This is a genomic window from Acidovorax sp. Root70 (assembly GCF_001428225.1).
Classification (GTDB): domain Bacteria; phylum Pseudomonadota; class Gammaproteobacteria; order Burkholderiales; family Burkholderiaceae_C; genus Acidovorax.
In genome coordinates this window covers 1-24,158 of the sequence record NZ_LMHQ01000011.1, presented here as the reverse complement: position 1 = coordinate 24,158, position 24,158 = coordinate 1, and the positions used below count along the sequence as shown (strand labels likewise).

Sequence of the window (24,158 nt, the reverse complement as noted above, 5' to 3'; positions counted from 1 at the left end):
GGTATTCAAGCGACGCCGAGATAGGCCTGGCGCACCACGTCGGATTGCAGCAGGGTCGATGCTTCGCCTGAGGCCACGATGCGTCCGCGCTCCAGCACATAGCCGCGCTGCGCAATCTGCAGCGCCTTACGCACGTTCTGTTCGACCATGAGCACCGTCACGCCCTGCGCGGCGATGCGCTGCACGATGGCCAGCAATTCATCGACCATGCGCGGTGCCAGGCCCAGCGAGGGCTCGTCCAGCATCAGCAGGCGCGGGCCGCTCATCATGGCGCGGGCCACGGCCACCATTTGCTGCTCGCCGCCGCTCATGGTGCCCGCGAGCTGCGTGGCGCGTTCCTTGAGGCGAGGGAAGTCTTCGAACGCCCGGTGCAACCGCTCGGCACGCACCCGTGAGGGCGCCAGCCAGCCGCCCAGCTCCAGGTTCTCGGTCACCGTCATTTGGGGGAACAGCTGGCGGCCCTCGGCCACCAGGGCCAGGCCGCGCTGCACGCAGGCGGTGGCGTTCATCGCGGGCAGATCGCTGCCGTCCAGCGCCACGGTGCCTGTGCGCGGCAGCAGCCCGGCCAGCGCCTTGAGCAGCGTGGTCTTGCCCGCGCCGTTGGGACCGACGATGACGGTGATGCCGGGCGCGGCCTGCAGCGACAGGTCTTGCAGCACCTGAAAGCCGTGGTAGCCCGTGGTCAGGTTCTGCACGGTGAGGTGGGCGCCGCTCATGCCGTGGCTCCTTGTTCTTTGCCGCTGGCCATTTCGTCACCCAGATAGGCTTCGATCACCTGCGGATCGCGCACCACCTCGGCGGGTGTACCGTCGGCAATCTTGCGGCCCTGGTGCAGCACCAGCACGCGCTCCACATACTTGAGCAGCGTGGTCACCGCATGCTCGATCCACACCACCGTCAGCCCCCAGTCATCCCGCAGGCGGCGGATGCGCTGGGCCATGGCATCTACTTCGGATTCGGTCAGGCCCGCAGCCACCTCGTCGAGCAGCAGCAGGCGCGGGCGCGTGCCCAGGGCCATGCCGATCTCCAGCAAGCGCTGCTGCGACGGTGTCACGTCGGCGGCGGGGCGGTCGGCCAGGTGCGCCAGGCCCAACATGGAGAGAATTTCCTCCTCGCTACGCAGGCCTTCGGGCCCCTGGCGGTGGCGGCCTGCGAACTGCATGCCAAAGCGCACGTTGTCACGCACCGTCATGTCGGGGAACACGCGCGGCGTCTGGAAGGTGCGCGCAATGCCGTGGGCCGCATAGTGGTGCGGGCCCTTGCCGGTGAGGTTGTCGGCGCCGCTCACCAACGTGCCCGAGGTGGGCGGCTGCACGCCCGAGATGGCGTTGAAGAACGTGGTCTTGCCCGCGCCGTTGGGGCCGATGATGCCAATCAGCTCACCCGTGTGCAGCGTGGCGCTCACCCCATCCACAGCAGTCAGGCCGCCAAAGCGCACGGTCACGGCGTCGATGGTCAACAGGGCTTCAGCCATGGCGTGCCTCCGCCGCAGGTTTGCGCCGTTGCCACAGCGTGGCCAGGCCGTTGGGCAGGTACATCACGCACAAAATCAGCAGCAGTCCCAGCACCATCATGTAGCCGTAGGGCAGCTGCAGGCGCAGCGTTTCGGCCAGCAGGCTGAACACGATGGCCGCCAGGATGGGGCCGCCCAGGCTGGTGGCGCCGCCGATCAGCGCGATCAGCACCGTTTGGAAGCCGATGAAGGGGCTGAACACGGCCGCAGGTTCGATGTACGTCCAGCGCACGGCCATGGCCGCGCCCACGGCGCCTGCAAAGGCGGCGGTGATGCCAAAGCCCATGATCTTTGCCAGGCGCGTGTCCACGCCCAGCGTCTGTGCGCGTTGCTCGTCGGCACCAATGCCCGAGAGCGCCAGGCCAAAGCGGCTGCGCTGGATGGCAATCGCCGTGGCAATGGCGCCCGCCGCAATCAGCAGCACCGTGAGGTACACCGTCTCGTTGCTGGGCACCACCGTGAGCACGCGGCCCACGGTGCCCGACACCTGCTTTTCGACAAAGGTCACAGCGTGGCGGATCAGCTCCGTCATGCCGAAGGTCAGCACCGCAAAGTAGGTGCCGCGCAGGTGCAGCACCGCTGCGCCCATCACCACGGCCACGATGGTGGCGATCAGCGCGCCGCTCAGAATCACCAGCGGCCAGGGCAGCACGCCCAGCAGCATCGCGCTGGTGTACGCACCCACACCAAAGAAGGCCGAGGTGGCCAGCGACAGGTAGCGCGTGGCACCGCAGAACAAGGACCAGCTGGTCGCCAGCGCGATGTACATCAAGCAACTGAGCAGCACCGAGGCCATGAACTCGGACACCAGCCACGGCAGGGTGGCGACCACCGCCACCCCCGCAGCCAGCGCCAGCCAGGGCTTGTTGGAATGTAAGGAAGTCATTTTTTCGAGAACAGTCCGTTGGGGCGCCAGATGAGCACGCCGATGAACACTGCATAGCTCAGCAGCATCTTGAGAGACGGGCTGCTGAAGTGCATGCCCAAGGCTTCGACCACGCCCAGCAGCAGGCCCCCGGCCAGGCTGCCCGCCAGGCTGCCAAAGCCGCCCAGCGTGATGACGATGAGCGCCGTGACGGTATAGGGCTCGCCCATGGATGGCGAAATCTCATACGTCATGGACAGCAGCGTCCCCGCCACGCCCGACAGGCCCAGGCCAATGCCAAACATCATGGGGTGCAGGCGCCGGGTGTTGATGCCCACCAGCTGCGCGCCCGTGGGCGACTGCATTAGCGCCCGCACGGCCTTACCCAGCAGCGTGAGCTTGAGCAGCGCGATCAACCCGGCCGACAGCGCCAGCGCCACGCCGAACAGCACCAGCTTGTTTTCAGTAAAGCGCATGCCCGCAATCTGCACCGGGTCGGCCAGGTATTCGTACCCGCGCAGGTCGCCGCCCCAGATCAGCAGGGCGGTGTTCTGCACCAGGAACATCAGGCCAAAGCCCACCATCAGGCTGCGCGCCTCGAACACGTCCACATTGGGCGCGCGGGCGGCCAAGCGCTTGAAGCACAGCGCATGCACCACCACGCCCAGAGCGAACAGCGCGATGAAAGCCAGCGGCATCAGCAGCAGCGGCGAGATGCCCCATAGGCTGTGCGCCGACCAGGTGAGGAAGGCGCCCAGCATCAGGAACTCGCCATGCGAGATGTTCATGATGCGCATCAGCCCGTACTGCAGATTCAGGCCCATGGCCACCAGCGCGTAGATACCGCCGGTAATGAGGCCACTGGCGACCAGTTCGGCCCAGGAAGTCAGAGACACAGTGTTATTTCCAGGCTGGTTTGGATGTGTTCAGCTGCGCTGTGGCACGGTCCTTAGGCCACACGACCTCGAAATCGCTGCCTTGCCACTGGCTCACGGTTCCTGGGATGGACGCGTTCTCGCTGCCCTGGAATCGAATGCCACCCAGGATGGTCTGGAACTCGTTCTTGGCGATGTGCTCGCGCAGCGCCTTGCGGTCCAGGCCCGCCTTTTCCACGGCCTGTTGCAGGATCTGCAGGCCCGCCCAGGCGTGGCCGCTGGCCCAGCGGTCGGGTTCCTTGTTGAACTTCTTCACGTGGGCGTCGAAGTACGCCTTGGCCTCGGGGCTGGCCTTCACGCTCCACGAGCCCATGCCGATCACGCCCTCGGTGTTGGCCTGCATCACGTTCTTGTAGAGCTGGAAGGCCGTGCCCACCGAGGCGTAGAAGAACTTGGGGTTCAGCCCCACTTCGCGTGCCTGGCGGCTGGCCAGGATGGTGTCGGGCGGGTAGGTGATGCCGATGAAGGCGTCGGGGTTTTGGTCCTTGATGCCACGCAGCACGGGCGCCAGATCCTTCACGCCCAGCGGGTAGCTCTTGCGCTCCAGCACCTGGATGCTGGTCTTCTTCAGCGCGTTGTTCAGCGCGGCAAAGTTTTCGAGGCCGAACAGGTCGTCCATGTAGACGATGGCAATGGTCTTGACGTTGTTGGCCACCAGCATCTCCACCAGCGCGCCCATCATCTTGTCGGGCTGCTGCAGCAGCGAGAAGAAGTAGGGCAGGTTCATGTCGATCAGCTTGCGCGACAGCGCCGTGGGCGCCAGCAGCGGGTAGCCGAAGCGGTTGGCCAGCGGTGCAATGGCGAAGTTGGCGCCCGAACCCCAGGGCGGCAGGATCAGGTCCACCTTGTCGCTGCCCATGAGCTTTTCGTAGGTGCGCACGCAGGTCTCCGTCTCGCTTCGGTCGTCGTAGCCGATGAGTTCAATGGGGCGCTTGGTGCCCTTGACGCTCAGGCCACCCGCTGCGTTCACCTGCTCTGCCCACAGCAGGTAGTTGGGCTCCTGGCTCACCTGCGCGCCGGCCGCCCACGGGCCTGTCCGGGCGATGGCATAGCCGATGCGGATGGGGGCTGCGCTGCCGGTTTGAGCCCACAGCTGGGGGGCCACGGCCAGGGTGCCGACCGTAGCGGCGGCGCCTTTGATCCACTGGCGCTTGGAGGGTTGGTGTGCTGTCATTGTGTGTCTCCTCGGATGGAGCCTGCGTGGTGCAGACCGTGCGGGGATCGTAGGCAGAGGGGCTGGCGCCTGCTGCGCTCAGCGTGCACAAAACGCTTGCCTCAGCGTGCAGGCGGCAGCGGGTTTACCCGGATTTCCACAGTGGGCGCGGGACAAAGCGTGCGTCCGATAATCGCTGCACGACCAGTGGCGCCAGCCGCTGACCTGGAGACACCATGGCCCACCCCCTGATGGAGGTATCCACCGATACCGTGGCACCGCGCGACCGCCTGCACCTGTGGGGCGATGCGGTATGGCGCCTCATTGGCGGGCTGGAGTCCGATGCGTTTGGCGACGAGGCGTTTGCGGGCCACATCACCTCGGGCCAGGCGGGGTACGTGAACCTGTGCCAGCTGGACGTGAGCCGCCACCGCGTGGTGCGCACGCCCAGCCTCATCCGCGGCAGCGACCGCGCCTACATCAAGGTGGTGGCCCAACTCGAAGGGCGCGCCTGCTTTGAGCAGAACGGCCGCCAGGTGTGGCTGTCGCCCGGCGAATGGAGCGTGTACGACACCACGCGCGCCTACGCGGTGAGCAACCCCGAAGCCGTGCGCCAGATGGTGCTGATGATCCCCAAGGAGCAACTGCCCGAGCGCAAGCTCAAGCTCGACGACCTCATGGTGCAGCGCTTTTCGGGCACATCGGGCGTATCGCGTCTGGCGTGGGACACCATGCGCGCCGCCTTCTGTGAACTGCCCACCATGTCCGACGCCGCCGCCGACGGCGTGGCCGATGTGATTACGCACCTGGTGCAGCTGTCGCTGCTGGAGCGCAATGGCCAGCAAAGCCTGCTGTCGCAGCGCGAGGCGCTGCGCGACCGCATCAGCCAGTACATTGACCGCCACCTGGGTGACCCCGACCTCACCATCGACCGCATGGCCCAGGCGCTCAACTGCAGCAAGCGGCACCTGTACAACGCGGTGTCGGATGACGAAGAAACCTTGGCCGCGATGATCCAGCGTCGCCGCCTGGAGGCCTGCCTGCGCGACCTGCGCCACCCGGCGCACGCGCAGCGCTCCGTCACCGACATTGCGCTGTCCTGGGGCTTCAGCAACAGCGCGCATTTCAGCCGGGCGTTTCGTGCGCATGTGGGCTGCAGCCCCAGTGAGTACCGCGCCAGGGCGTGGGGGCCCTCCATGGTGTTGCTCGATCCACCGCTGCTTGCGCATTGAGCGGTGGATGCGGGGCCGGTGGCGTAGCCGCCCGCGGGCGCGGCGCGGCGCGGTGGTTGGTGCGTTGCATCATTTCTTTACGCTGGCTTGACCCACGGGGTACCTTTTGTGCGCAATCGCTGCTCACAATGGGGTTTTCCCTTGCGCCGCTACAGCCCATGCGTTTTATCCACCCGGCCTCTCCAGCCGCTGCGCCCACTGCCCGGGCAGCGCGCCCCCTGCGCCCTCAGCGTCCCCTGAGTCCATCGCACGATGTGCCCTGGCGGCACATGGCCCTGACGCTGTGCGTCGTGCTGGCCGCCACCGGATGCGCCAGCCTCGCCCCGCTGGACGGGACCCCGCCCGTGGTGGCCGTTCCCGCGGCCTGGTCGGCAGCGGGCACAAGTGGTCCACAAGGCGCCGTAGCCACCCCGCAGGGATTCAATCTTGCGCAATGGTGGCAGCGCCTGAATGACCCCTTGCTCACCACACTGTTGGAGCAGGCCTTGAAGGCCAACACTAGCGTGCGCACCGCTCAGGCCGCCTTGCAGCAAGCGCGTGCTCAGGTGGACGTGCAATCGGCTGGCCTGCTGCCCAGCGTGGGTGCATCTGCCTCGGCACAGCGCAGCCGGGCGAACAACAGCACAGGCAACACCTTCCAGGCCGGTTTTGACGCAAGCTGGGAGCCCGATGTGTTTGGCCGCGTGCGCAGCGGCGTGAGCGCCAGCGAGGCCGATGCGCGCGCGGCAGAGGCCAGCCTGGCCGACGTGCAGGTGTCGCTGGCTGCCGAGGTGGCCGTCAACTACATCGAGCTGCGCGGGCTGCAGGAGCGTTTGGCCATTGCGCGCAGCAACCTGGCCAGCCAGCAGGAGACCCTGCAGCTCACGCAGTGGCGCCTGCAGGCGGGGCTGACCACCTCGCTCGTCACCGAGCAGGCCCTCGCAGCGGCCGAGCAGACGGCCGCGCAGATTCCCTCGCTCGAAGCCAGCCTGGCGCAGTCGCGCTACAGCCTGGCTGTGCTGACCGGCCAGGTGCCTGGGGCGCTCGACGCCACCCTAGCCGCCAGCGCGCCCGTGCCGCAGCCCACGGCAGAACTGGCGCTGGCGATACCGGCCGAGACGCTGCGCCAGCGCCCCGATGTGCGGGCTGCCGAACAACGCATTGCCGCCGCCCTGGCGCGCGTGTCGCAGGCCGATGCGGCGCGCTACCCCAGCTTCTCCCTCGGTGGCTCGCTGGGCCTGCGTGCCCTCACGCTCGGGGCGTTATCGGGTGGCAGTGCGGTGACCAGTGCCTTGCTGGGCAGCGTATCCATTCCGCTGCTCGACGGTGGCGCCGCCCGCGCGCAGGTGCGGGTGCAGTCTGCCGCGCTGGAGCAGGCCCGCGTGGCCTACGAATCCACGGTGCTCACGGCCCTGCAGGATGTGGAGAACGCGCTGGTGGCCCTGCGCGGCGACCGCGAAAAGCTGGAACGCCTCACGGCCGCCGCAGACGCTGCTCGCAACGCCGCCCTGCTGGCGCAGCAGCGCTACAGCAGCGGGCTCATCGACTTTCAGGCGGTGCTGGAGACCCAGCGCACGCTGCTGTCCACCCAAGAGAGCGTGGCCACCACCACGGCTGCTGTCGCGGCAGACCATGTGCGCCTCTACAAGGCGCTCGGGGGCGGATGGCAGCCGGCCCCATAGCCCCGTCGCCCCGCTGCCTGCCCCATTTTCTGAATCACCTCCCATGCCCAATACCGAAACCTCCGTGACTTCTACCTCCGCTACGCCCGCCAACACGGCACCCGCTGACCTGAGCGCCTTGCTGGGCGCCGACCGGCCCCGCCGTTGGTGGCAGCGCACCACCGTGTGGCTGGGGGTGGCGGCGCTCGTCGTGGTGGGCGGTGGCTTGTACGCCTGGCAATCGCGCCAGAGCGCCAGCACTGCACCCACCTATGTGACCGAAGAGCTGCGCCGGGGCAATCTCACACTCACTGTGTCGGCCAATGGCACGCTGCAGCCCACGCGCTCGGTCACCATTGGCAGCGAGTTGTCGGGCACGGTGCGCAATGTGCTGGTGGATGTGAACGACAAGGTCAAGAAGGGGCAGCTGCTGGTAGAGCTGGACACCGCCAAGCTCGAAGCGCAGGTGCTGCGCTCGCGTGCCTCTCTCGCGTCGGCGCAGGCCCGCCTGGCCCAGGCCGTGGCCACCACCAAGGAAGCCATTGCCAACTTTGGTCGGCTCGAAGAAGTCGCCCGCCTGTCCGGCGGCAAGGTGCCCTCAGCCTCCGAGCTGGACGCAGGCCGCGCCACGCTGGACCGCGCCCGCGCCGACGAAACCAGTGCGCGTGCCACGGTGGAAGACGCACGCGCCGCGCTGTCCACCGACGAAACCAATTTGTCCAAGGCCTCCATCCGTTCGCCCATCGACGGCGTGGTGCTGACCCGCACGGTAGAACCCGGCAATGCGGTGGCCGCATCGCTGCAGGCGGTGACCTTGTTCACCGTGGCCGAAGACCTCACGCGGCTGCGGCTGGATGTGAGCGTGGACGAGGCCGATGTGGGCTCGGTCAAGGTGGGGCAGGACGCGAGCTTCACGGTCAGCGCCTACCCCTCTCGCCGCTACCCGGCCCAGGTCACGCGCGTGTCGTTTGGCTCCACCAAGACGGACAACGTGGTCACCTACATCACCTGGCTGGAGGTGAACAACAGCGACATGAGCCTGCGCCCCGGCATGACGGCGGCGGCCACCATCACTTCCACCGAGCGCAAGGACGTGCTGCTGGTGCCCAACACGGCGCTGCGCTTCACGCCCGCGCAGGCTGCCGGGGCCGATGCGAAACCCGGGGCGGTTGGCGCCAAGCCTGCCGCATCGGGCAGCGGCAGTGGTGGCGGCATCATGTCGCAGCTCATGCCGCGCATGCCCCGCTCGGGCTCGGGCCCACGCAAACCGGGTGCGGGGGGCGAGGCAGGTGATGGCGCGGGCAAGACGCGACAGGTGTGGGTGCTGCAGGAGGGCACGGCCAAGCCCATTGACGTGCAGGTGGGCATCAGTGATGGCCGCCATACCGAGGTCACGGGCGACGGCCTCACGCCCGGCATGGCCGTGATCACCGACCAGCGCGCAGCCGGGGCCAAGCCATGAGCGTGGCGGGCGACACCCCCATCATCCGCCTGCGCGGCGTGACCAAGGTCTATGGCGAAGGGGCGCTGGCCTTTCAGGCCCTGAAGGGCGTGGACCTGGACATTGCGCAGGGCGACTTCGTGGCCATCATGGGCCCCAGCGGCTCGGGCAAGTCCACGGCCATGAACACGCTGGGCTGCCTGGATCGGCCCACCACGGGCGAATACCTGTTCAAGGGCGTGCATGTGGAATCGCTCTCGCGCGACGAGCGGGCGCGGCTGCGACGGCGCTACTTTGGCTTTGTGTTCCAGGGCTTCAACCTGCTGGCGCGCACCTCGGCGCAAGAGAACGTGGAGCTGCCCCTGCTGTACCGGGGCGAGTCGGCCGCGGCGCGCCATGCGGCTGCGGCCCGGGCACTGGATGCGGTGGGCCTCAAGGGCTGGGAGCACCACACGCCCGCCGAGCTGTCGGGCGGGCAGCAGCAGCGCGTGGCCATTGCGCGCGCCATCGTCACCGAGCCCGATGTGCTGCTGGCCGATGAGCCCACCGGCAACCTCGATACGCAACGCAGCGTCGAGATCATGGAGCTGCTGTGGCGCCTGAACGCCGACCACGGCATCACCGTGCTGATGGTCACGCACGAGCCCGACATGGCGCAGTATGCGCGGCGCATCGTGCGGTTTGTGGATGGGGTGGTGGACAGCGATGCGGCCAACCCGCACCCCAAGGGGCTGGACGCGGATGCGGTATCGAAGGCATCGACCGCAGCGGCTGTGGTCAGCTCGGATGCAGGAGGCCACTGATGCTGCTCAACACCCTGCTGCTGGCGCTACGCTCCATCCGGCGTAACCTCATGCGCTCGTTCCTCACCATCCTGGGCATCGTGATCGGCGTGAGCGCCGTGATCACTATGGTCACGCTGGGCAACGGCGCCACGCTGGCCATCCAGAACCAGATCTCGGGCCTGGGCACCAACCTGCTGCAGGTGCGCCCCGGCCAGCGCATGGGGCCCGGCGGCGGCACGGGCGCCCCGGCCTTCAAGGACACCGACGCCGACGTGATCGCGCAGCAGATCGGCGGCATCTTGGCCGTGGCGCCTGAGGCGCGTGCTGCCGCCACGGCTGTGGTGGGCGGGCGCAACTGGACGACCAGTGTGATCGGCAGCACCAACGCCTGGCTGGAGACCGGCAACTGGACGGTGCGCACTGGCCGCGTCTTTACCGATGCTGAGTTGCGCGCGGGCGCTGCCGTCTGCCTGATCGGCGAGACCGTGCGGCGGGAGTTGTTTGGCACCGCCGATCCCGTGGGCGGCCAGCTGCGCGTGAAGGCGTTTTCGTGCGAAGTGGTGGGCGTGCTGGCGTCCAAAGGGCAGGGCGCGTTTGGCAACGACCAGGACGACACTGTGCTGGTGCCCCTGCGCACGCTACAGCGCCGTGTGACCGGCAACACGCGGGTGAACACGCTGCTGGTGTCGATGAAGGATGGCAGCGACCCCGAGCGGGTGAAGGCCAGCCTCACGCAACTGCTGCGCGAGCTGCGCAAACTGTCGGACTCGGACGAAGACAACTTCAACGTGCTCGACACCAAGCAGCTGGCCGACACGCTCTCGGGCACCACCAAGGTGCTGACCACGCTGCTGGGCGCGGTGGCGGCGGTGAGCCTGCTGGTGGGCGGCATCGGCATCATGAACATCATGCTGGTGAGCGTGACCGAACGCACGCGCGAGATCGGCCTGCGCCTGGCCATTGGCGCGCTGGAGCGCGAGGTGCTGCTGCAGTTCCTGATCGAGGCCGTGGTGCTGGCCGCCTTGGGCGGGCTCATCGGCATCGTGCTGGCCACGGGCGCGTCGCTCGCGCTGTCGGGGCTGATGGGGGTGCCCTACCTGTTCAACCCGGGGGTGAACCTGCTGTCGTTCCTGTTCTCCGCCGGTATTGGTGTGGTGTTTGGCTATTTCCCGGCGCGGCGTGCGGCGCGCATGGACCCCATCGATGCGCTGCGGCATGAGTGAGGGCGTTTGCAGGGAGTTCTGAGCGGAAATACAAGCAAAAAAGGCATGAAGCGCCAGTGCATCATGCCTTGATTGCTATTGAAAATATAGCGATGGCCGTCACGCGCCATCGCTTGGGGAACGGCCAGATTTAGTGAATGGTCAGCGTGGTGGCCTTGCTCACGGGCTCCAGGCGGACCAGCGTCAGGGTCAGCACACCGTTTTCCAGCTTGGCGGTGCTGGCGCTGGCATCGATCTCGGTGGGCAGCTCCCACGCACGCTGCACCTTGCGCGGTGCGCCGTCCACGCTTTGCACCTGCACCACCTGGCCTTCAATGCTGATTGAGAGCTGTTCGCGGGCCAGGCCGGGCACGTCCAGCTGCAGGGTGGTGGCTTTTTCGTCCTGCGTCACGGTGCAGCCGGCGGCGGGTGCTACCGCTGCGGATGCAGGCTGTGCCAGCGCGCCCATCAGAAAACGTTGCAGCGCCAGGTCGGCGGAACGGGGGGCTTGGGCATAAGCGGCGCGGCGGATCACGGGGGCGAAGATCATGGGTAACTCCTATACACTGCGCGGCTCTCGACGTGGTCGCCGCATGGCAGAGAGGTGTGTGCGGCCACGCCGCATTTCAAGGGAAAAATGCCATGAATAAATTGCAATCCGTGGGCTTGAAATCAGGCGCTGCGGCATTACGTCACACCGTTTGGGCGGCCGCAGTGGCCCTCGCCGGTGCCGTGGCGTTGGCGCCCGCCGCGCAGGCGCAGGCGCCAGCCCCCGCCGCCGTGGCCCAGGCCAAGCCGGTCAAGCTGGCACTCATCGAAAGCCTCTCGGGCCCGTTCGCCAACACCGGCGAGGCCGTGTACCGCAACATCTACTGGGCCATGGAGCGCGTGAACACGCGCGGCGGCGTGCAGCTGCCTGCCGGTAGCGGTGGCCCCCGCCCGCTGGTGCTGGAGCGCTATGACAGCAAGGGCCAGAACGAAGAAGCCCTGTCCGCGCTGCGCGCTGCGATCGACGATGGTGCGCAGGTCATCCTGCAGGGCAACTCGTCGTCCACGGCCGCCGTGCTGATCGAGGCCATCAACAAGCACAACGAGCGTGAGCCGAATAAGCGCGTGCTGTTCCTCAACTACTCGGCGGTGGACCCCATCCTCACCAACGAGAAGTGCAGCTTCTGGCACTTCCGCTTTGATGCCCATGCCGACATGCGCATGGCCGCGCTGATGGAGGTGATGCGTGAGGACAAGGCCTTGAAGAGCGTGTACCTCATCGGCCAGGACTACAGCTTTGGCCAGGCCGTGCTGCGCGAGGCCAAGAAGCAGCTGGCCGTCCAGCGCCCCGATGTGGCCGTGGTGGGCGAAGAGCTGCACCCCATCGGCCGCGTGAAGGACTTTGCCCCCTACGCTGTCAAGATCAAGAGCAGTGGCGCGCAGGCCGTGGTCACCGGCAACTGGGGCAACGATCTCACGCTGCTGGTCAAGGCCGCGCGGGACGTGGGCTACGAGGGCAGCTTCTACACCTTCTACGGCAACGCGCTGGGTGCGCCCGCTGCGATTGGCGACGCAGGCATCGGCAAGGTGGTGGCCGTTGCTGACTGGCTGCCCAATGTGCCAGGGGCGCAGAGCGAGGCGTTCTACCAGTCCTTTCGTACACGCTTTCCCAAGCCGCAGGACGACTATGTGCACATGCGCATGCAGCTGATGGTGGAGGCGCTGGCCCAGTCCATCGAGCGTGCGGGCAGCACCGATGTAGTGGCCGTTGCGCGCCAGATGGAGTCGGCCAACGTGCAGCTGGCCGGCCAGGGCGGCACCATGCGCGCGGCTGACCACCAGTTCCAGCAGGCGCTGGCGGTGGGCGTGATGGACAAGAAAGGCGCGCCTGGCGTGAAGTTCGACGTGGAAGGCTCGGGCTACGGCTTCCGCGTGGTGCGGCAGATTGCAGCGGCCAAGGCGCAGCAGCCGCACAGCTGCCAAATGCAGCGTTATTGATGCAGCGCTACTGATGCGTGGGTCCGCCCCGGGCGGCCGGGGCGACCGGGGCGACGGCGCTTAGCGCCGGATACGGTGTCCGGTCTTGAACACCCACCACACCACGGTGAGGCACAGGGCCATGAACACCAGCGTCATGCTGGTGCTCACCGCAATGTGCACGTCGGCGTGGCCATAGAACGCCCACCGCAGCCCGCTGATGAGGTAAACCACCGGGTTGAACAACGACACGGTCTGCCAGAAAGGCGGCAGCATGCTGATGCTGTAAAACGCTCCGCCCAGAAAGGTGAGCGGCGTGATCACCAGCAGCGGGATCACCTGCAGCTTCTGAAAGCTATCGGCCCACAGGCCAATCAGGAAGCCGAACAGGCAGAACGTGACGGCCGTGAGCACCAGAAAGCCCACCATCCACACAGGGTGCGCCACCTCGTACGGAACGAACACCCGGGCGGTGGACAGGATGAGCACCGACACCAGCAGCGACTTGCTGGCTGCCGCGCCCACGTAGCCCAGCAGCACCTCCACCCAGTTGACGGGCGCGCTCAGCAGCTCGTAGATGGTGCCCGACCACTTGGGCATGTAAATGCCGAAGGCCGAGTTGGAAATGCTCTCGGAAAGCAGCGACAGCATGAGCAGGCCGGGGATGATGTAGGCGCCATAGCTCACCCCGCCGATGTCGCCCATGCGCGAGCCGATGGCGGAGCCGAAGACGATGAAGTACAGCGCGGTGGTGAGCACCGGCGCAATGAGGCTCTGCATCCATGTGCGGAAGGCACGGTTCATCTCAAAGCGGTAGATGGCGCGCACGCCATGCAGGTTCACACCGGTCATGCTGGGATCGCTTTCTGGGCCGAAGGGGTGGGGGCCTTGTCCTGGTGCACCAGGCTCACGAAGATGTCCTCCAGCGAGCTTTCGCTGGAATGCAGGTCCTTGAAGTCGATGCCGTGCTCCGTCAGGGCGCGCAGCAGGGCGGCGATGCCGGTGTTTTCCCGCTGCGTGTCGAAGGTGTAGGTCAGCACGGTGCCGCCCTGGCTCAAAGACAGCGGCCAGCGGGCGAGCGTTGCGGGCACCTGCTCCATGGGCTGCTGCAGTGTGATGGCAAGTTCCTTCTTGCCCAGCTTGCGCATCAGCACGGCCTTTTCTTCCACCACGATCAACTCGCCCTTGCGGATCACGCCGATGCGGTCGGCCATGTCCTCGGCTTCTTCCAGGTAGTGGGTGGTCAGGATGATGGTGGTGCCCGCGTCGCGCAGCGCCCGCACCAGGCGCCACATATCGTGGCGCAGCTCCACATCCACACCCGCGCTGGGTTCGTCGAGGAACAAAATCTTGGGCTCATGCGACAGTGCCTTGGCGATCAGCACGCGGCGTTTCATGCCGCCCGACAGCGCAAGGATCTTGTTGTCCTTCTTGTCCCACAGCGACAGGTCCTTGAGGATCTTCTCGATGTACGCGGGGTTGGGGGCCTTGCCGAAAAGCCCACGGCTGAAGTTCACCGTGGCCCACACCGTCTCGAACGAGTCGGTGTGCAGCTCCTGGGGCACCAGGCCAATCGCAGCACGTGCTGCGCGGTAGTCGCGTACCGTGTCGTGCCCATCTGCCGTGACGGACCCTGCCGTGGCATTGCTCATGCCGCAAATCACGCTGATCAGCGTGGTCTTGCCCGCGCCATTGGGGCCCAGCAGGGCAAAGATCTCGCCGCGCCGGATGTCCAGGTCGATGTTCTTGAGTGCCTGAAAGCCGCCGGCGTAGGTTTTGCTCAGGCCGCGTACGCGGACGATGGCGTCCGGGTCGGGTGCTGGAGAAGGTGATGCAGGCATGGGGAAGGTTCTCTTGGAGGACCAGGGCGCGCCGCCTTGGCCGGGCCGCTGTGCAAGCGGTCAAAGCCGGGCATTGTGGACTGACTTGCGCAAGCGTGCTGGGCGCGGGCTCCGTGCCCGCAGAGCCTCCCCGGGTTCAGCCGTTTAGCGAGTGGTTCGCGGCAGTGGGTTAGCGGTCAGCGCGCCGCCGCCACCTCGCGCCCCAACTCGATCACGGCCATGGCGTAGTAGCTGGACCAGTTGTAGCGCGTGACCGTATAGAAGTTCTCGGTGCCCGCCACATAGCTGGCGGGCTCGCTGCCGTTTTGCAGCTCCACGAGTGCGAGCGGGCCCGTGTGCTGCGCACCCTGGGCATCCAGCACGGCGCCCTTGACCTGCATGCTGGCGGCACTGAAGGTGGGTAGGATGTCGGGCGCGAGCAGGTCGTCCAGCTGCAGGCGCGCATTGTCGAACTGCACGCCATAGTGCGTGGGCATGCCGGGCGTCCAACCGTGGCCGCGGAAGTAGTTGGCCACCGAGCCAATGGCATCGGCCGGGCTTTTGAACAGGTCCACGCGGCCGTCGCCATCAAAGTCCACCGCGTAGCGCACCCAGCTCGATGGCATGAACTGACCCAGGCCCATGGCGCCAGCGTAGCTGCCGCGTGGCTCGAAGGGGTCGGTATTGCTGCGGTTGGTGAGGCTCAGGAACTGCTCCAGCTCGCGGCGGAAGAACTCGGTGCGCTCCTTGGCGCGCGGGTGGGCCGAGGGGAAGTCAAACGCCAACGTAGCCAGTGCGTCCATCACGCGGAAGGTGCCCATCTGCTGGCCGTAGATGGTCTCCACCCCGATGATGCCCACGATGATCTCGGCGGGCACGCCAAACTCGCGTTCGGCACGCTCCAGCGTGGCCTGGTTTTCCTGCCAGAAACGCACGCCTGCACGGATGCGAATGGGGTCGATGAAACGGCTGCGGTACACACGCCAGTTCTTGGCCGTGCCCTTGGCCGGAGGCAGCATGAGGCGCGGCACCTGGGGCAGAAAATGCGCCTGGCCGATGGCCTGACGCACCCATTCGCGGTCCAGGTCGCGGCGCGCGGCCAGGTCGTCGGCAAAGTCCATGGCCTCGGGGCGCGATGCATAGAGCACCGGGGCCTTGGCACTGGCCCGCCCCTGGTGGGCCTGGCCGGCTTTGGCATGAGCCTTCTGGGCTGCTGGTTTGGACTGGTTTTCGGGCTTTGCGCTAGCGGGTAATGCACAGGCAGCTATCAAAAAAATAGCTGCTGCGGTCCATGGTGCTGTCTTCTTCATGTCAATGGTTCGTCATGTTGTGGCTCCCTCGAGCGTCCGATACCGGCGCGCTCCAAGACCAGGGATGCCAAGCAAGGGCCGCCCCGCAGCGAGGGCATCGTCCCCCTTCCCGCGCAAAGCGCGAGAGAAGGGGGAGGCGGCGCAGCCGCTCAGGGGGATGCTTCACTGCTTCGGCCAGGCAATGCTGCGGAATTCCCGCCGCAAATCGCCCAGGGCGGCCTCGGGGTGGGGGGCGTAGCGCAGGCGCTCCAGCCGCAGCAGCCAGTCGGCTACCGGCGCAGCGGGTGCGCCGAATTGTGCCTGCACCCGCTCAGCCATGGCCCGCGGCGGCAGGGTGTCGGGCACCACCAGCCCGGCGCGAGCCAGGCGCTGGCGCGCTCGGGAGAGCAGTCGCAGCCAGGGGTCGTGCTGGCTGCGCTCCCACAGGCTCCAGCCCATGCCCCCAAGCGCTGCCACGATGATCAGGATGCCCAGCACCATGGTCAGGTCCTGCCAGCTGGGCGACTCAAAGCCCAGAGACTTGAGCAGGTCCAGCTGGCGGCTTTGGGTGTAGTTGAGCACCCACTGGTTCCAGCTGTTGTTGACGGCCTCCCACACGGCGCGCAGGTTCTGCGCGACGCCCGGGCTGATGACCGTGCCCATGGCAGTGGCAAAGGCTCCCTGGGGCGCGCGCAGCCGCTGGAAGGCGCCGGTGCGACCGGGCGACACCGCGCCCGTCGGGTCCACCCGCACCCAGCCCCGGCCGGAGAGCCAGACTTCGGCCCAGGCGTGGGCGTCGCTCTGACGCACGGTCCAGAGCTTGTCCACGGGGTTGCGGTCGCCGCCCTGGTAGCCGGTGACGATGCGGGCCGGAATGTCGAGCGCGCGCATCAGCACCACAAAGGCCGAGGCAATGTGTTCGCAAAACCCCTCCTTGCGGTCAAACCAGAACTCGTCGGCTGTGTGCTGGCCGTACACGCCGGGTTCCAGCGTGTACACGTATCCGCCAGTGCGCAGGCGGGTCAGGGCGGCGTTGACCAGCGCCTCGGCGTTGTCCTGCGAAGGGTTGGGGTTGAGCTGCGGGTTGCTGCGCAGCTCCTGCGCCAACGCCAGCGTGCGGGGGTTGAAGCCCGCAGGCAGCTCGGTGTAGACGCGCAGAGCCGCGTTGGGGGCACTGGGGCCATGCTCGAACTGCGTATAGCTTTCTGCCTTGTAGCGCACTACGTCGTTGATGGCACGGCTGGTCAGCCACTGCAGGTCCTGCGTCATGAAGGTGTCCATGCCCGCGACGGCAGGTTTGTCCACGGCGGCGTCCAGCAGCAGCAGCCAGGGGCGCTGGTGAGGCTCCAGCGTCACTTCGTAGCGCACGGGTTGGCCGCGCACGCGCAGGTTGGCCGCAGTGCTGGCGCGCGCCTGCGACAAGTCGCCCGGGCGGGGCGATACCGGGTGCCACTCGACACCGTCGAAGGTACCGAACACCGGGCCGCGGAAGTACAGATCGCTTTGGGGAGGCGCGGCGCCGTCAGGAGTGTCAAACCGCACGCGCATGGCCACGGTGTCGTCCAGCGCCAGCTCGGCAATGTTGCCGACCTTCATCACACCCGACAGGCCGCTGCGCCCGCTCATGGTGTCGCTGGGCATGCCCCACAGCGGCGCCATGCGTGGGAACAGCATGAACAGCGCCGCCATAATGGGCGCGCCCAGCAGCGCCATGGTGCCCGCCGTGCGCAGCGCTTGCGACAGGGGAGGCCGCCCCACGGGCATGTGGGCGTTGACCAGGGCCGTGAGCAGCCCCAGCAGCGCCACCAGCATGGCGGCGGCCGTGAACAGCGACTGCGAGAAGAAGAAGTTGCTGAGCATCGTGAAGAAGCCCAGGAAGAAGACCACCAGCGCATCGCGCCGTGCGCGCAGCTCCAGCATCTTGAGCGCCAGCAGCATCACGATCAGCGTTACTCCCGCGTCGCGGCCCAGGATGGTGCGGTGCGTGTACAGCGTGCCTGCCACAGCCAGCACCAGCGGAATGGCCAGCACCCAGCGTGCGGGCAGTGGGCGGCCCTTGAAGGCCAGCCAGCCGCGCCACAGCATCAATCCGGCCGCCAGCAGGCTCGCCCAGGCGGGCAACACGTTGACCTGCGGGGCGATGACCCACGCAATCACGACCAGCAGGAACAGCGTGTCGCGCGCGTCGCGCGGCAGTGCGTTGAGCGTCTGACGCAGGGTCATGGCTGCGCGGCGGTGTGGAGGGCGATGGATTTCATTTTGCTACTAATTTGATAGCTATTAAGGCAATATGAACATGCGCTTGTGGCCAATATGGACTGAATTAAGCGGCAGCGGGTCAACACAGGGCCAATGCCTCCAGGCAGCGGCGGCGGTGGGCCGCACCGGTGTCGGGCGCGATCTCGGTGCTGGGCAAGCGCAGGCCATAGTCCAGGCCCAGGCGGTCGGCCTGCAGCACCCAAGCCGTCAGTCGCGACACGCGTGCCTCGTGGTTGGGCAGGGCGGCGTGGGCCAGGTCCAGCCACAGCTCGTGCCGCTGCGCCTGTTGCGCGTCACGGCTCACCAGATCGTCGGTGCCGGTGGCCAGCGACTTGGCGGCCTTCTTCCAGACCACCAGCTTGAGCGGGTCGCCCCGCCGGTAGGCCCGTACACCGTCGAATTCGCCAATGCCCTGCGACGGCGCATTGCCCGTGCCCCCGGCGCGGGGCTCGCCCGGTGGCAGGGGCTGCGGCGGCACTTCGGGTGCCGGGTACACCAGCACCTCGGCAGCGGGGCGCCAGTAGGTCCACACGCGGAAGGTGCCGAGCGGAAACCGCGTCTCGGCCGTCAAGGTGGGCACGCGGTGCAGCCCCCGGCGACCCGGCTGGAAGGCGACCTGCACGCTGGCCTGGCCCTGGGCAGGCACGTCGGTCCAGGCCCAGTGGTGTTCGGCCTTGCCGGCGCCGTGCACCGCCAGGGCAATGCCATAGCGCGGCGACTTGCGATCACTGGACAGCTGGATCTCAAACGCCGTGCTGGTGCCCAGAAAATGCGGCTCGGGCGCTTTCAGGTGCAGCGTCAGCCCGCGCAGGTTGGCGTGGCAGATGTGCATGCCCACCACCGCGCTGCCCGCCAGCAAAAAGGTCAGCAGGTAGCCCAGGTTGAGCTGGTAGTTGATGGAGGCCACCAGCAGCACCACGAGCGTGAGCGCCAGCATCCAGCCCGAGCCGGTGGGCAGGATGTAGACATTGCGCTGGGTGAGCTGCAGCGTGTCGGACAGCGGCAGGCGTGCCTGCCACCAGCGCTGGAAGCGCCTGCGAAGGCGCGCCACGGGGCTGAGCCGCGCGGCCAGGCTGCGCCAGCCCGTGGGCGTTGCGAGGGATGGGTGGGCGGCGGATTCCATTGGTCAGGGCAGCGGCACGGCGTCGACCATGGCGCGCACCTGCTCGACCGCGCCGCGCCCGGCGTCGCCCACGGGCACCAGGCGGTGGGCAATGGTTTGCGGCAGCACGGCCTGCACATCGTCCGGCGCCACATAGTCGCGCCCGCTGATGAGGGCCTGGGCCTTGGCCGCGCGCAGCATCGCAATGCCCGCGCGGGGCGACAGGCCCTGCAAGAACCAGCGGCCCGAGCGGGTGGCGGCGATCAGGTCCTGCACATAGTTGAGCAGCGGATCGGCGGTGTGCACGGCCTGCACCTGGCGCTGCAGTTCGGCCAGCTCCTCGGCGGACAGCAGGGGCAGCAGGCTGCTCACCATGTCACGCCGGTCGTCGCCCGACAGCAGCAGCCGCTCTGCGGCGCGGTCGGGGTAGCCGATGGAGATGCGCATCAAGAAGCGGTCAAGCTGCGACTCAGGCAGCGCAAAGGTGCCCAGCTGGTCGTGCGGGTTCTGGGTGGCGATCACGAAGAAGGGGTGGGGCAGGGCGCGGGTTTCGCCCTCGACCGAGACCTGCTTTTCTTCCATGGCTTCGAGCAGGGCGCTCTGCGTTTTGGGGCTGGCGCGGTTGATCTCGTCGGCCAGCAGCACCTGGGCAAACACCGGGCCGGGGTGGAACACAAAGGCTTCCTTGCCGCGTTCGTATACCGACACGCCGGTCAGGTCGCTGGGCATCAGGTCCGCAGTGAACTGGACGCGCGAGAACTGCAGCCCGAAGGTGTGGGACAGCGCGTGCGCCAGTGTGGTCTTGCCCACGCCAGGCACGTCTTCGATGAGCAGGTGGCCCCCCGCCAGCAGGCAGGCCACGCAGTCCTGAACCTGGGCCTTTTTGCCCACGATCACCGTGTTAAGCTGATCTAGGAGCGATTTGATCTTGTGCTGTGCATTCATGGCACGACGTTATCCGAAAAACGGCAAAAAATGCGAGACGCGGGGACAAGACTGTGAGCAAGACGGGCTATTTCACCCACCGGGATTGTTGGAAGCACGAGATGGGCCCGGGCCACCCCGAATGCCCCGAGCGGCTGGATGCGATTGAAGACCGTTTGCTGGTCACCGGCGTGGGTGACGCGCTGGAGCGCTACGAGGCCCCTGAGGCCTCCCTGGCCGACATCGAGCTGGCCCACGGCCGCATGCACATTGCGGCACTGCGTGGCCTGTCCGACCGGCTCAACGAAGAGCTGATGGCTGGCGGCCCGAGCTACGCGCAGATCGATACCGACACCTCCATCAATGCCCATACCTGGAAGGCGTCCCTGCGTGCCGCAGGTGCCGCGCTAGCTGCCACCGATGCGGTGATGGCGGGCGAGGTCGAAAATGCGTTCTGTTCCGTGCGCCCCCCAGGGCACCATGCCTGCCGCGACAAGGCCATGGGCTTTTGCTTTTTCAACAACGTGGCGGTGGCGGTGAAATATGCGCTGCAGCGCTACAACCTGCAGCGCGTGGCGGTGGTGGACTTTGACGTGCACCACGGCAATGGCACCGAAGACATCCTGGCCAATGACCCGCGTGCGCTGATGGTGAGCATCTTCCAGCACCCGTTCTACCCCTACAGCGGCGACCACGATCCCGCCCCCAACATGGTCAACGTGCCCGTGCCGGCCTACACGCGCGGCATGGACATCCGCGAGATCATCGAGATGATGTGGATGCCCCGGCTGGAGGCCTTCAAGCCCGAGATGATTTTTGTGAGCGCGGGCTTTGATGCCCACCGCGAGGACGACATGGGCCAGCTGGGCCTGACCGAGCAGGACTACACCTGGATCACCCAGCGCGTGAAGGACGTGGCCCGGCGCTACTCCAAAGGCCGCATCGTGTCGTGCCTGGAGGGTGGCTATGTGATGGGGCCCCTGGCGCGCAGTGTGGAAGCGCATCTGCGAGTCCTGGCGGATCTGTGAGCCCCCTGACGGAGGGCGCTACCGGTGCTCTGGCAAGACTGCCTCCACGGCAGCGCTGGCCTGGAGGCCTGCCGGTTTCGGCGGTGCCGGTCATGCAAAACACTGGAGAAGAATGATGACGAATTCCAATGATCTGCTGCACATTGCCCGCGACACACGCGGCGTAGTCACCCTGACCCTGAACGACCCTGCCCGCTTCAACGCGCTGGGCAGCGAGATGCTCACAGCCCTGCAGCAGGCGCTGGACGATGCTGGCCGCGACGAGTCGGTGCGTGTGGTGGTGCTGGCGGCAGCCGGCAAGGCGTTTTGCGCGGGCCACAACCTCAAGGACATGGCGGCCCACCCGGAGCTGGCGTATTACCAGAAGCTGTTTGCACAATGCAGCCGCATGATGTTGACCATCCACAAGCTCAGCGTGCCTGTCATTGCGCGGGTGCAGGGCATGGCGACGGCTGCGGGGTGCCAGCTGGTGGCGCAGTGTGACCTGGCCGTGGCGGCCGACAGCGCGAGCTTTGCGACCAGCGGTATTCACTACGGTCTGTTCTGTGCCACGCCCAGCGTGCCGCTGGTGCGCAATGTGCCTGCCAAGCGGGCAATGGAAATGCTGCTCACCGGTGACTTCATCGATGCGCCCACCGCGCTGGCGCAAGGGCTGGTGAACCGCGTGGTGCCCGCCGACGCGCTGGATGCCGAAGTCGAGCAACTGGTGCAATCCATCCTCCAAAAGCCGCGCGTGGCTGTGGCCATGGGCAAGGCGCTGGTGTACCAGCAGCGCGAGCTGGGCATCGATGCCGCCTACCAGCTGGCCGGCCAGACGATGGCCACCAACATGATGGACGAGGCCGCCCAGGAGGGCGCCCGTGCGTTTGCCGAGAAGCGCCAGCCCGCCTGGAAGCGTTGAGGCCTCGTACGATGGACAAGCCGATGCTCGACGACGTGGGCCTGTGGGTGCAGGCCTTTCTCAGCCCCACGGTGCTGGTGGAGCTGGCCGTTCTGGCCGTCTGCGTGGGCCTGGCTTGGGGGCTGGTGGCGCTGCTGCAGCGCGGCCTGCGCCGAGGCGACCCGCGCTCGATCCTGTTTGGGGTGCGGATTGTGGACGGCGCGCTGTTCCCGCTGGTGCTGCTGAGCCTGGCCTACATCGCGCGCACCTTGCTGCACCATTGGGTGGCGCTGGCGGCATTCAAGATTGCGATCCCCGTGCTGGTAGCGCTGGTGGTCATTCGCATCGGCGTGAAGGTGCTGCAGGTGGCCTACCCGGACGCTGCCTGGGTGCGGCCCATCGAGCGCTCCATCTCCTGGATGGCGTGGCTGGGCATGGTGCTGTGGGTCACCGGGCTGCTGCCGCTGGTGCTGGACGAGCTGGACCAGATCCACTGGAAGGTGGGCGGGGCGACGCTGTCGGTGCGCACCATCATCGAAGGGGCGGTCACCGCCGCAGCGGTGCTGCTGATTGCCTTGTGGATCTCGGCGGCCATCGAGTCGCGCCTGCTGCGCTCGGCCACGGGGGCCGAGCTGTCGCTGCGCAAGGCAGTGAGCAATGCGGTGCGGGCGCTGCTGGTGTTTGTGGGCTTGCTGGTGGCCTTGTCGTCGGTGGGCATCGACCTGACTGCGCTGTCGGTGCTGGGTGGTGCGGTCGGCGTGGGCATCGGCTTTGGCCTGCAGAAGCTGGCGGCCAACTATGTGAGCGGGTTTGTGATCCTGGCCGAGCGCAGCATGCGCATTGGAGACAACGTCAAGCTCGACACGTTCGAGGGGCGCATCACGCAGATCAATGCCCGCTATACCGTCATCCGTTCGCCGTCGGGCCGCGAGTCCATCGTGCCCAACGAGCTCCTGATTACCCAGCGGGTGGAAAACCTGTCGCTGTCGGACCCGCGCGTGTGGATGTCCACCGTGGTCAGTGTGGCCTACGAGAGCGATGTGGACCAGGTGGCCCAGTTGCTCACCAACGCCGCCCTGGCCAGCCCGCGGGTGCTGCGTGACCCGGCCCCCAGTGCGGCGTTGTCAGCCTTCGGTGCTGATGGGCTGGAGTTCACCGTGGGGTTCTGGATTGCGGACCCTGAAAATGGGTCGTTGGGACTGCGCTCGGACATCAACCGGGCCATCCTGAGTGCGCTGCGGGCCCACCAGATCGAAATTCCCTATCCCCAGCGGGTCATGCATGTCCAGGTCGATGGCGCAGTCCCGGCTGCGATGTCGCCGGGCGGGACTCCCGCGCCAGCACCCGCTTCTGCGGGCTGAGCCGGGGGCACGCCGATGTCCTCGTGGGTGCCCGGTAGCGCAGGCGACAGCCCACTCTAGACACTGGCCTTGTGCACTCGCCTATAATTCACAAAAAGCACGATCGTTCTTTTTTTGTGATTGTGCCGTCTGTGTGGTGGCTCCGTAGCGCTTTCGCTGCAGTGCGACATAGAATGTTCTAGTTTACGTAAACGTCAATTCAACCAACTCTCTAGGAGCCGCAGCAATGAAGGTCTTGGTCCCTGTCAAGCGCGTGGTGGACTACAACGTGAAGGTCCGCGTGAAGTCGGACAACACGGGTGTGGACATCGCCAACGTGAAGATGAGCATGAACCCCTTTGACGGGTGGACTACAACGTGAAGGTCCGCGTGAAGTCGGACAACACGGGTGTGGACATCGCCAACGTGAAGATGAGCATGAACCCCTTTGACGAAATCGCCGTTGAAGAGGCCGTGCGCCTGAAAGAAAAAGGCCTGGTGACCGAAGTCATCGCTGTTTCCTGCGGCGTGGCCCAATGCCAGGAAACCCTGCGCACTGCCATGGCCATCGGCGCCGACCGCGCCATCCTGGTCGAGACCGATGCCGAACTGCAGCCCCTGGCCGTGGCCAAGCTCTTGAAGGCCCTGGTGGACAAAGAGCAGCCCGGTCTCATCATCCTGGGCAAGCAAGCCATCGACGACGACGCCAACCAGACCGGCCAGATGCTGGCGGCCCTGGCCGACCTGCCCCAGGCCACGTTCGCCAACAAGGTCGAACTGGCTGC

The 24,158-nt window shown here is 66.9% G+C and carries 22 protein-coding genes and 1 pseudogene; 11 read left to right on the top strand and 12 right to left on the bottom strand.

Annotation, left to right across the window (positions count from 1 at the left end):
* Positions 1–5: 5 nt before the first annotated feature.
* From ASD94_RS07335 to ASD94_RS07315, 5 genes are read right to left on the bottom strand one after another with little or no spacing between them, the layout of a single operon-like run.
* A complete protein-coding gene (locus tag ASD94_RS07335) occupies positions 6–716 on the bottom strand; it encodes an ABC transporter ATP-binding protein (RefSeq protein ID WP_056640716.1) in 711 nt (236 codons plus the stop codon).
* The gene (locus ASD94_RS07330) at positions 713–1,474 is read right to left on the bottom strand and encodes an ABC transporter ATP-binding protein (RefSeq protein WP_056640715.1); all 762 of its coding nucleotides are present in this window, start codon (positions 1,472–1,474) and stop codon (positions 713–715) included. The genes ASD94_RS07335 and ASD94_RS07330 overlap by 4 nt, the downstream gene beginning before the upstream one ends.
* Complete coding sequence (locus ASD94_RS07325) at positions 1,467–2,399, bottom strand: branched-chain amino acid ABC transporter permease (RefSeq protein ID WP_056640712.1); 933 nt, start codon at positions 2,397–2,399, stop codon at positions 1,467–1,469. The genes ASD94_RS07330 and ASD94_RS07325 overlap by 8 nt, the downstream gene beginning before the upstream one ends.
* Positions 2,396–3,274, bottom strand: coding sequence for a branched-chain amino acid ABC transporter permease (locus tag ASD94_RS07320; RefSeq protein WP_056640709.1), 879 nt, complete (start codon positions 3,272–3,274; stop codon positions 2,396–2,398). The genes ASD94_RS07325 and ASD94_RS07320 overlap by 4 nt, the downstream gene beginning before the upstream one ends.
* Positions 3,275–3,278: 4 nt before the next feature.
* Positions 3,279–4,487, bottom strand: a complete 1,209-nt coding sequence (locus ASD94_RS07315; protein ID WP_056640706.1) for an amino acid ABC transporter substrate-binding protein — start codon at positions 4,485–4,487, stop codon at positions 3,279–3,281.
* A 215-nt stretch (positions 4,488–4,702) separates the two neighbouring features.
* Between ASD94_RS07315 and ASD94_RS07310 the strand changes: the two genes are divergently transcribed.
* The 5 genes from ASD94_RS07310 (at position 4,703) to ASD94_RS07290 (ending at position 10,787) form a co-directional block, all read left to right on the top strand.
* A complete protein-coding gene (locus ASD94_RS07310; RefSeq protein WP_056640703.1) occupies positions 4,703–5,698 on the top strand; it encodes a helix-turn-helix domain-containing protein in 996 nt (331 codons plus the stop codon).
* Between the two features lie 269 nt (positions 5,699–5,967).
* Positions 5,968–7,359, top strand: coding sequence for an efflux transporter outer membrane subunit (locus ASD94_RS07305; protein WP_056640699.1), 1,392 nt, complete (start codon positions 5,968–5,970; stop codon positions 7,357–7,359).
* Positions 7,360–7,402: 43 nt separating this feature from the next.
* On the top strand, positions 7,403–8,800 hold the full coding sequence (locus ASD94_RS07300) for an efflux RND transporter periplasmic adaptor subunit (RefSeq protein WP_056640696.1): 1,398 nt from the start codon (positions 7,403–7,405) through the stop codon (positions 8,798–8,800).
* A complete protein-coding gene (locus tag ASD94_RS07295) occupies positions 8,797–9,582 on the top strand; it encodes an ABC transporter ATP-binding protein (protein ID WP_056640693.1) in 786 nt (261 codons plus the stop codon). Before ASD94_RS07300 ends, ASD94_RS07295 begins: the two co-directional genes overlap by 4 nt.
* On the top strand, positions 9,582–10,787 hold the full coding sequence (locus ASD94_RS07290) for an ABC transporter permease (protein ID WP_056640690.1): 1,206 nt from the start codon (positions 9,582–9,584) through the stop codon (positions 10,785–10,787). The genes ASD94_RS07295 and ASD94_RS07290 overlap by 1 nt, the downstream gene beginning before the upstream one ends.
* A gap of 130 nt (positions 10,788–10,917) precedes the next feature.
* Here the strand turns inward: ASD94_RS07290 and ASD94_RS07285 are convergent, their stop codons facing one another.
* Positions 10,918–11,316: an Hsp20/alpha crystallin family protein gene (locus ASD94_RS07285; protein WP_056640689.1), complete on the bottom strand. Its 399-nt coding sequence runs from the start codon at positions 11,314–11,316 to the stop codon at positions 10,918–10,920.
* 92 nt (positions 11,317–11,408) lie between these two features.
* Between ASD94_RS07285 and ASD94_RS07280 the strand changes: the two genes are divergently transcribed.
* The gene (locus tag ASD94_RS07280) at positions 11,409–12,752 is read left to right on the top strand and encodes a branched-chain amino acid ABC transporter substrate-binding protein (protein WP_056640688.1); all 1,344 of its coding nucleotides are present in this window, start codon (positions 11,409–11,411) and stop codon (positions 12,750–12,752) included.
* 60 nt (positions 12,753–12,812) lie between these two features.
* Here the strand turns inward: ASD94_RS07280 and ASD94_RS07275 are convergent, their stop codons facing one another.
* From ASD94_RS07275 to ASD94_RS07250, 6 genes are all read right to left on the bottom strand, one after another.
* Positions 12,813–13,574: an ABC transporter permease gene (locus ASD94_RS07275; RefSeq protein WP_056640850.1), complete on the bottom strand. Its 762-nt coding sequence runs from the start codon at positions 13,572–13,574 to the stop codon at positions 12,813–12,815.
* A 5-nt stretch (positions 13,575–13,579) separates the two neighbouring features.
* Positions 13,580–14,572: an ABC transporter ATP-binding protein gene (locus ASD94_RS07270; protein WP_056640685.1), complete on the bottom strand. Its 993-nt coding sequence runs from the start codon at positions 14,570–14,572 to the stop codon at positions 13,580–13,582.
* Between the two features lie 176 nt (positions 14,573–14,748).
* Entirely contained in the window at positions 14,749–15,861 is a 1,113-nt protein-coding gene (gene mltB, locus ASD94_RS07265) for a lytic murein transglycosylase B (protein WP_056640680.1), read from the bottom strand.
* A 162-nt stretch (positions 15,862–16,023) separates the two neighbouring features.
* Positions 16,024–18,063, bottom strand: coding sequence for a DUF3488 and transglutaminase-like domain-containing protein (locus ASD94_RS07260; protein ID WP_056640677.1), 2,040 nt, complete (start codon positions 18,061–18,063; stop codon positions 16,024–16,026).
* 115 nt (positions 18,064–18,178) lie between these two features.
* Entirely contained in the window at positions 18,179–19,222 is a 1,044-nt protein-coding gene (locus ASD94_RS07255) for a DUF58 domain-containing protein (RefSeq protein WP_056640674.1), read from the bottom strand.
* A 3-nt stretch (positions 19,223–19,225) separates the two neighbouring features.
* Positions 19,226–20,146 (bottom strand): MoxR family ATPase, encoded by a 921-nt coding sequence (locus tag ASD94_RS07250; RefSeq protein ID WP_056640673.1) that lies wholly within the window; start codon positions 20,144–20,146, stop codon positions 19,226–19,228.
* 53 nt (positions 20,147–20,199) lie between these two features.
* Between ASD94_RS07250 and ASD94_RS07245 the strand changes: the two genes are divergently transcribed.
* The 5 genes and pseudogenes from ASD94_RS07245 to ASD94_RS07230 all read left to right on the top strand — a co-directional run.
* On the top strand, positions 20,200–21,153 hold the full coding sequence (locus ASD94_RS07245; RefSeq protein ID WP_199226310.1) for a histone deacetylase family protein: 954 nt from the start codon (positions 20,200–20,202) through the stop codon (positions 21,151–21,153).
* A gap of 115 nt (positions 21,154–21,268) precedes the next feature.
* Positions 21,269–22,054, top strand: coding sequence for an enoyl-CoA hydratase (locus ASD94_RS07240; RefSeq protein ID WP_056640671.1), 786 nt, complete (start codon positions 21,269–21,271; stop codon positions 22,052–22,054).
* 11 nt (positions 22,055–22,065) lie between these two features.
* Positions 22,066–23,394, top strand: a complete 1,329-nt coding sequence (locus ASD94_RS07235; protein ID WP_056640670.1) for a mechanosensitive ion channel family protein — start codon at positions 22,066–22,068, stop codon at positions 23,392–23,394.
* 226 nt (positions 23,395–23,620) lie between these two features.
* Entirely contained in the window at positions 23,621–23,755 is a 135-nt protein-coding gene (locus ASD94_RS23485; RefSeq protein ID WP_369818047.1) for a hypothetical protein, read from the top strand.
* Positions 23,740–24,158: pseudogene (locus ASD94_RS07230) on the top strand (electron transfer flavoprotein subunit beta/FixA family protein); the annotation flags it as partial. The gene ASD94_RS23485 and the pseudogene ASD94_RS07230, both read left to right, overlap by 16 nt.

Bases quoted from the DNA above. Each gene is read 5' to 3' on its own strand.
- ASD94_RS07240 (WP_056640671.1), top strand. From the start codon at position 21,269: ATGACGAATTCCAATGATCTGCTGCACATTGCCCGCGACACACGCGGC.
- ASD94_RS07290 (WP_056640690.1), top strand. From the start codon at position 9,582: ATGCTGCTCAACACCCTGCTGCTGGCGCTACGCTCCATCCGGCGTAAC.
- ASD94_RS07330 (WP_056640715.1), bottom strand. From the start codon at position 1,474: ATGGCTGAAGCCCTGTTGACCATCGACGCCGTGACCGTGCGCTTTGGC.
- mltB (WP_056640680.1), bottom strand. From the start codon at position 15,861: ATGAAGAAGACAGCACCATGGACCGCAGCAGCTATTTTTTTGATAGCT.
- ASD94_RS07285 (WP_056640689.1), bottom strand. From the start codon at position 11,316: ATGATCTTCGCCCCCGTGATCCGCCGCGCCGCTTATGCCCAAGCCCCC.
- ASD94_RS07310 (WP_056640703.1), top strand. From the start codon at position 4,703: ATGGCCCACCCCCTGATGGAGGTATCCACCGATACCGTGGCACCGCGC.
- ASD94_RS07325 (WP_056640712.1), bottom strand. From the start codon at position 2,399: ATGACTTCCTTACATTCCAACAAGCCCTGGCTGGCGCTGGCTGCGGGG.
- ASD94_RS07250 (WP_056640673.1), bottom strand. From the start codon at position 20,146: ATGAATGCACAGCACAAGATCAAATCGCTCCTAGATCAGCTTAACACG.
- ASD94_RS07335 (WP_056640716.1), bottom strand. From the start codon at position 716: ATGAGCGGCGCCCACCTCACCGTGCAGAACCTGACCACGGGCTACCAC.
- ASD94_RS07270 (WP_056640685.1), bottom strand. From the start codon at position 14,572: ATGCCTGCATCACCTTCTCCAGCACCCGACCCGGACGCCATCGTCCGC.
- ASD94_RS07260 (WP_056640677.1), bottom strand. From the start codon at position 18,063: ATGACCCTGCGTCAGACGCTCAACGCACTGCCGCGCGACGCGCGCGAC.
- ASD94_RS07300 (WP_056640696.1), top strand. From the start codon at position 7,403: ATGCCCAATACCGAAACCTCCGTGACTTCTACCTCCGCTACGCCCGCC.
- ASD94_RS07255 (WP_056640674.1), bottom strand. From the start codon at position 19,222: ATGGAATCCGCCGCCCACCCATCCCTCGCAACGCCCACGGGCTGGCGC.
- ASD94_RS07315 (WP_056640706.1), bottom strand. From the start codon at position 4,487: ATGACAGCACACCAACCCTCCAAGCGCCAGTGGATCAAAGGCGCCGCC.
- ASD94_RS07235 (WP_056640670.1), top strand. From the start codon at position 22,066: ATGGACAAGCCGATGCTCGACGACGTGGGCCTGTGGGTGCAGGCCTTT.
- ASD94_RS23485 (WP_369818047.1), top strand. From the start codon at position 23,621: ATGAAGGTCTTGGTCCCTGTCAAGCGCGTGGTGGACTACAACGTGAAG.
- ASD94_RS07295 (WP_056640693.1), top strand. From the start codon at position 8,797: ATGAGCGTGGCGGGCGACACCCCCATCATCCGCCTGCGCGGCGTGACC.
- ASD94_RS07280 (WP_056640688.1), top strand. From the start codon at position 11,409: ATGAATAAATTGCAATCCGTGGGCTTGAAATCAGGCGCTGCGGCATTA.
- ASD94_RS07305 (WP_056640699.1), top strand. From the start codon at position 5,968: ATGGCCCTGACGCTGTGCGTCGTGCTGGCCGCCACCGGATGCGCCAGC.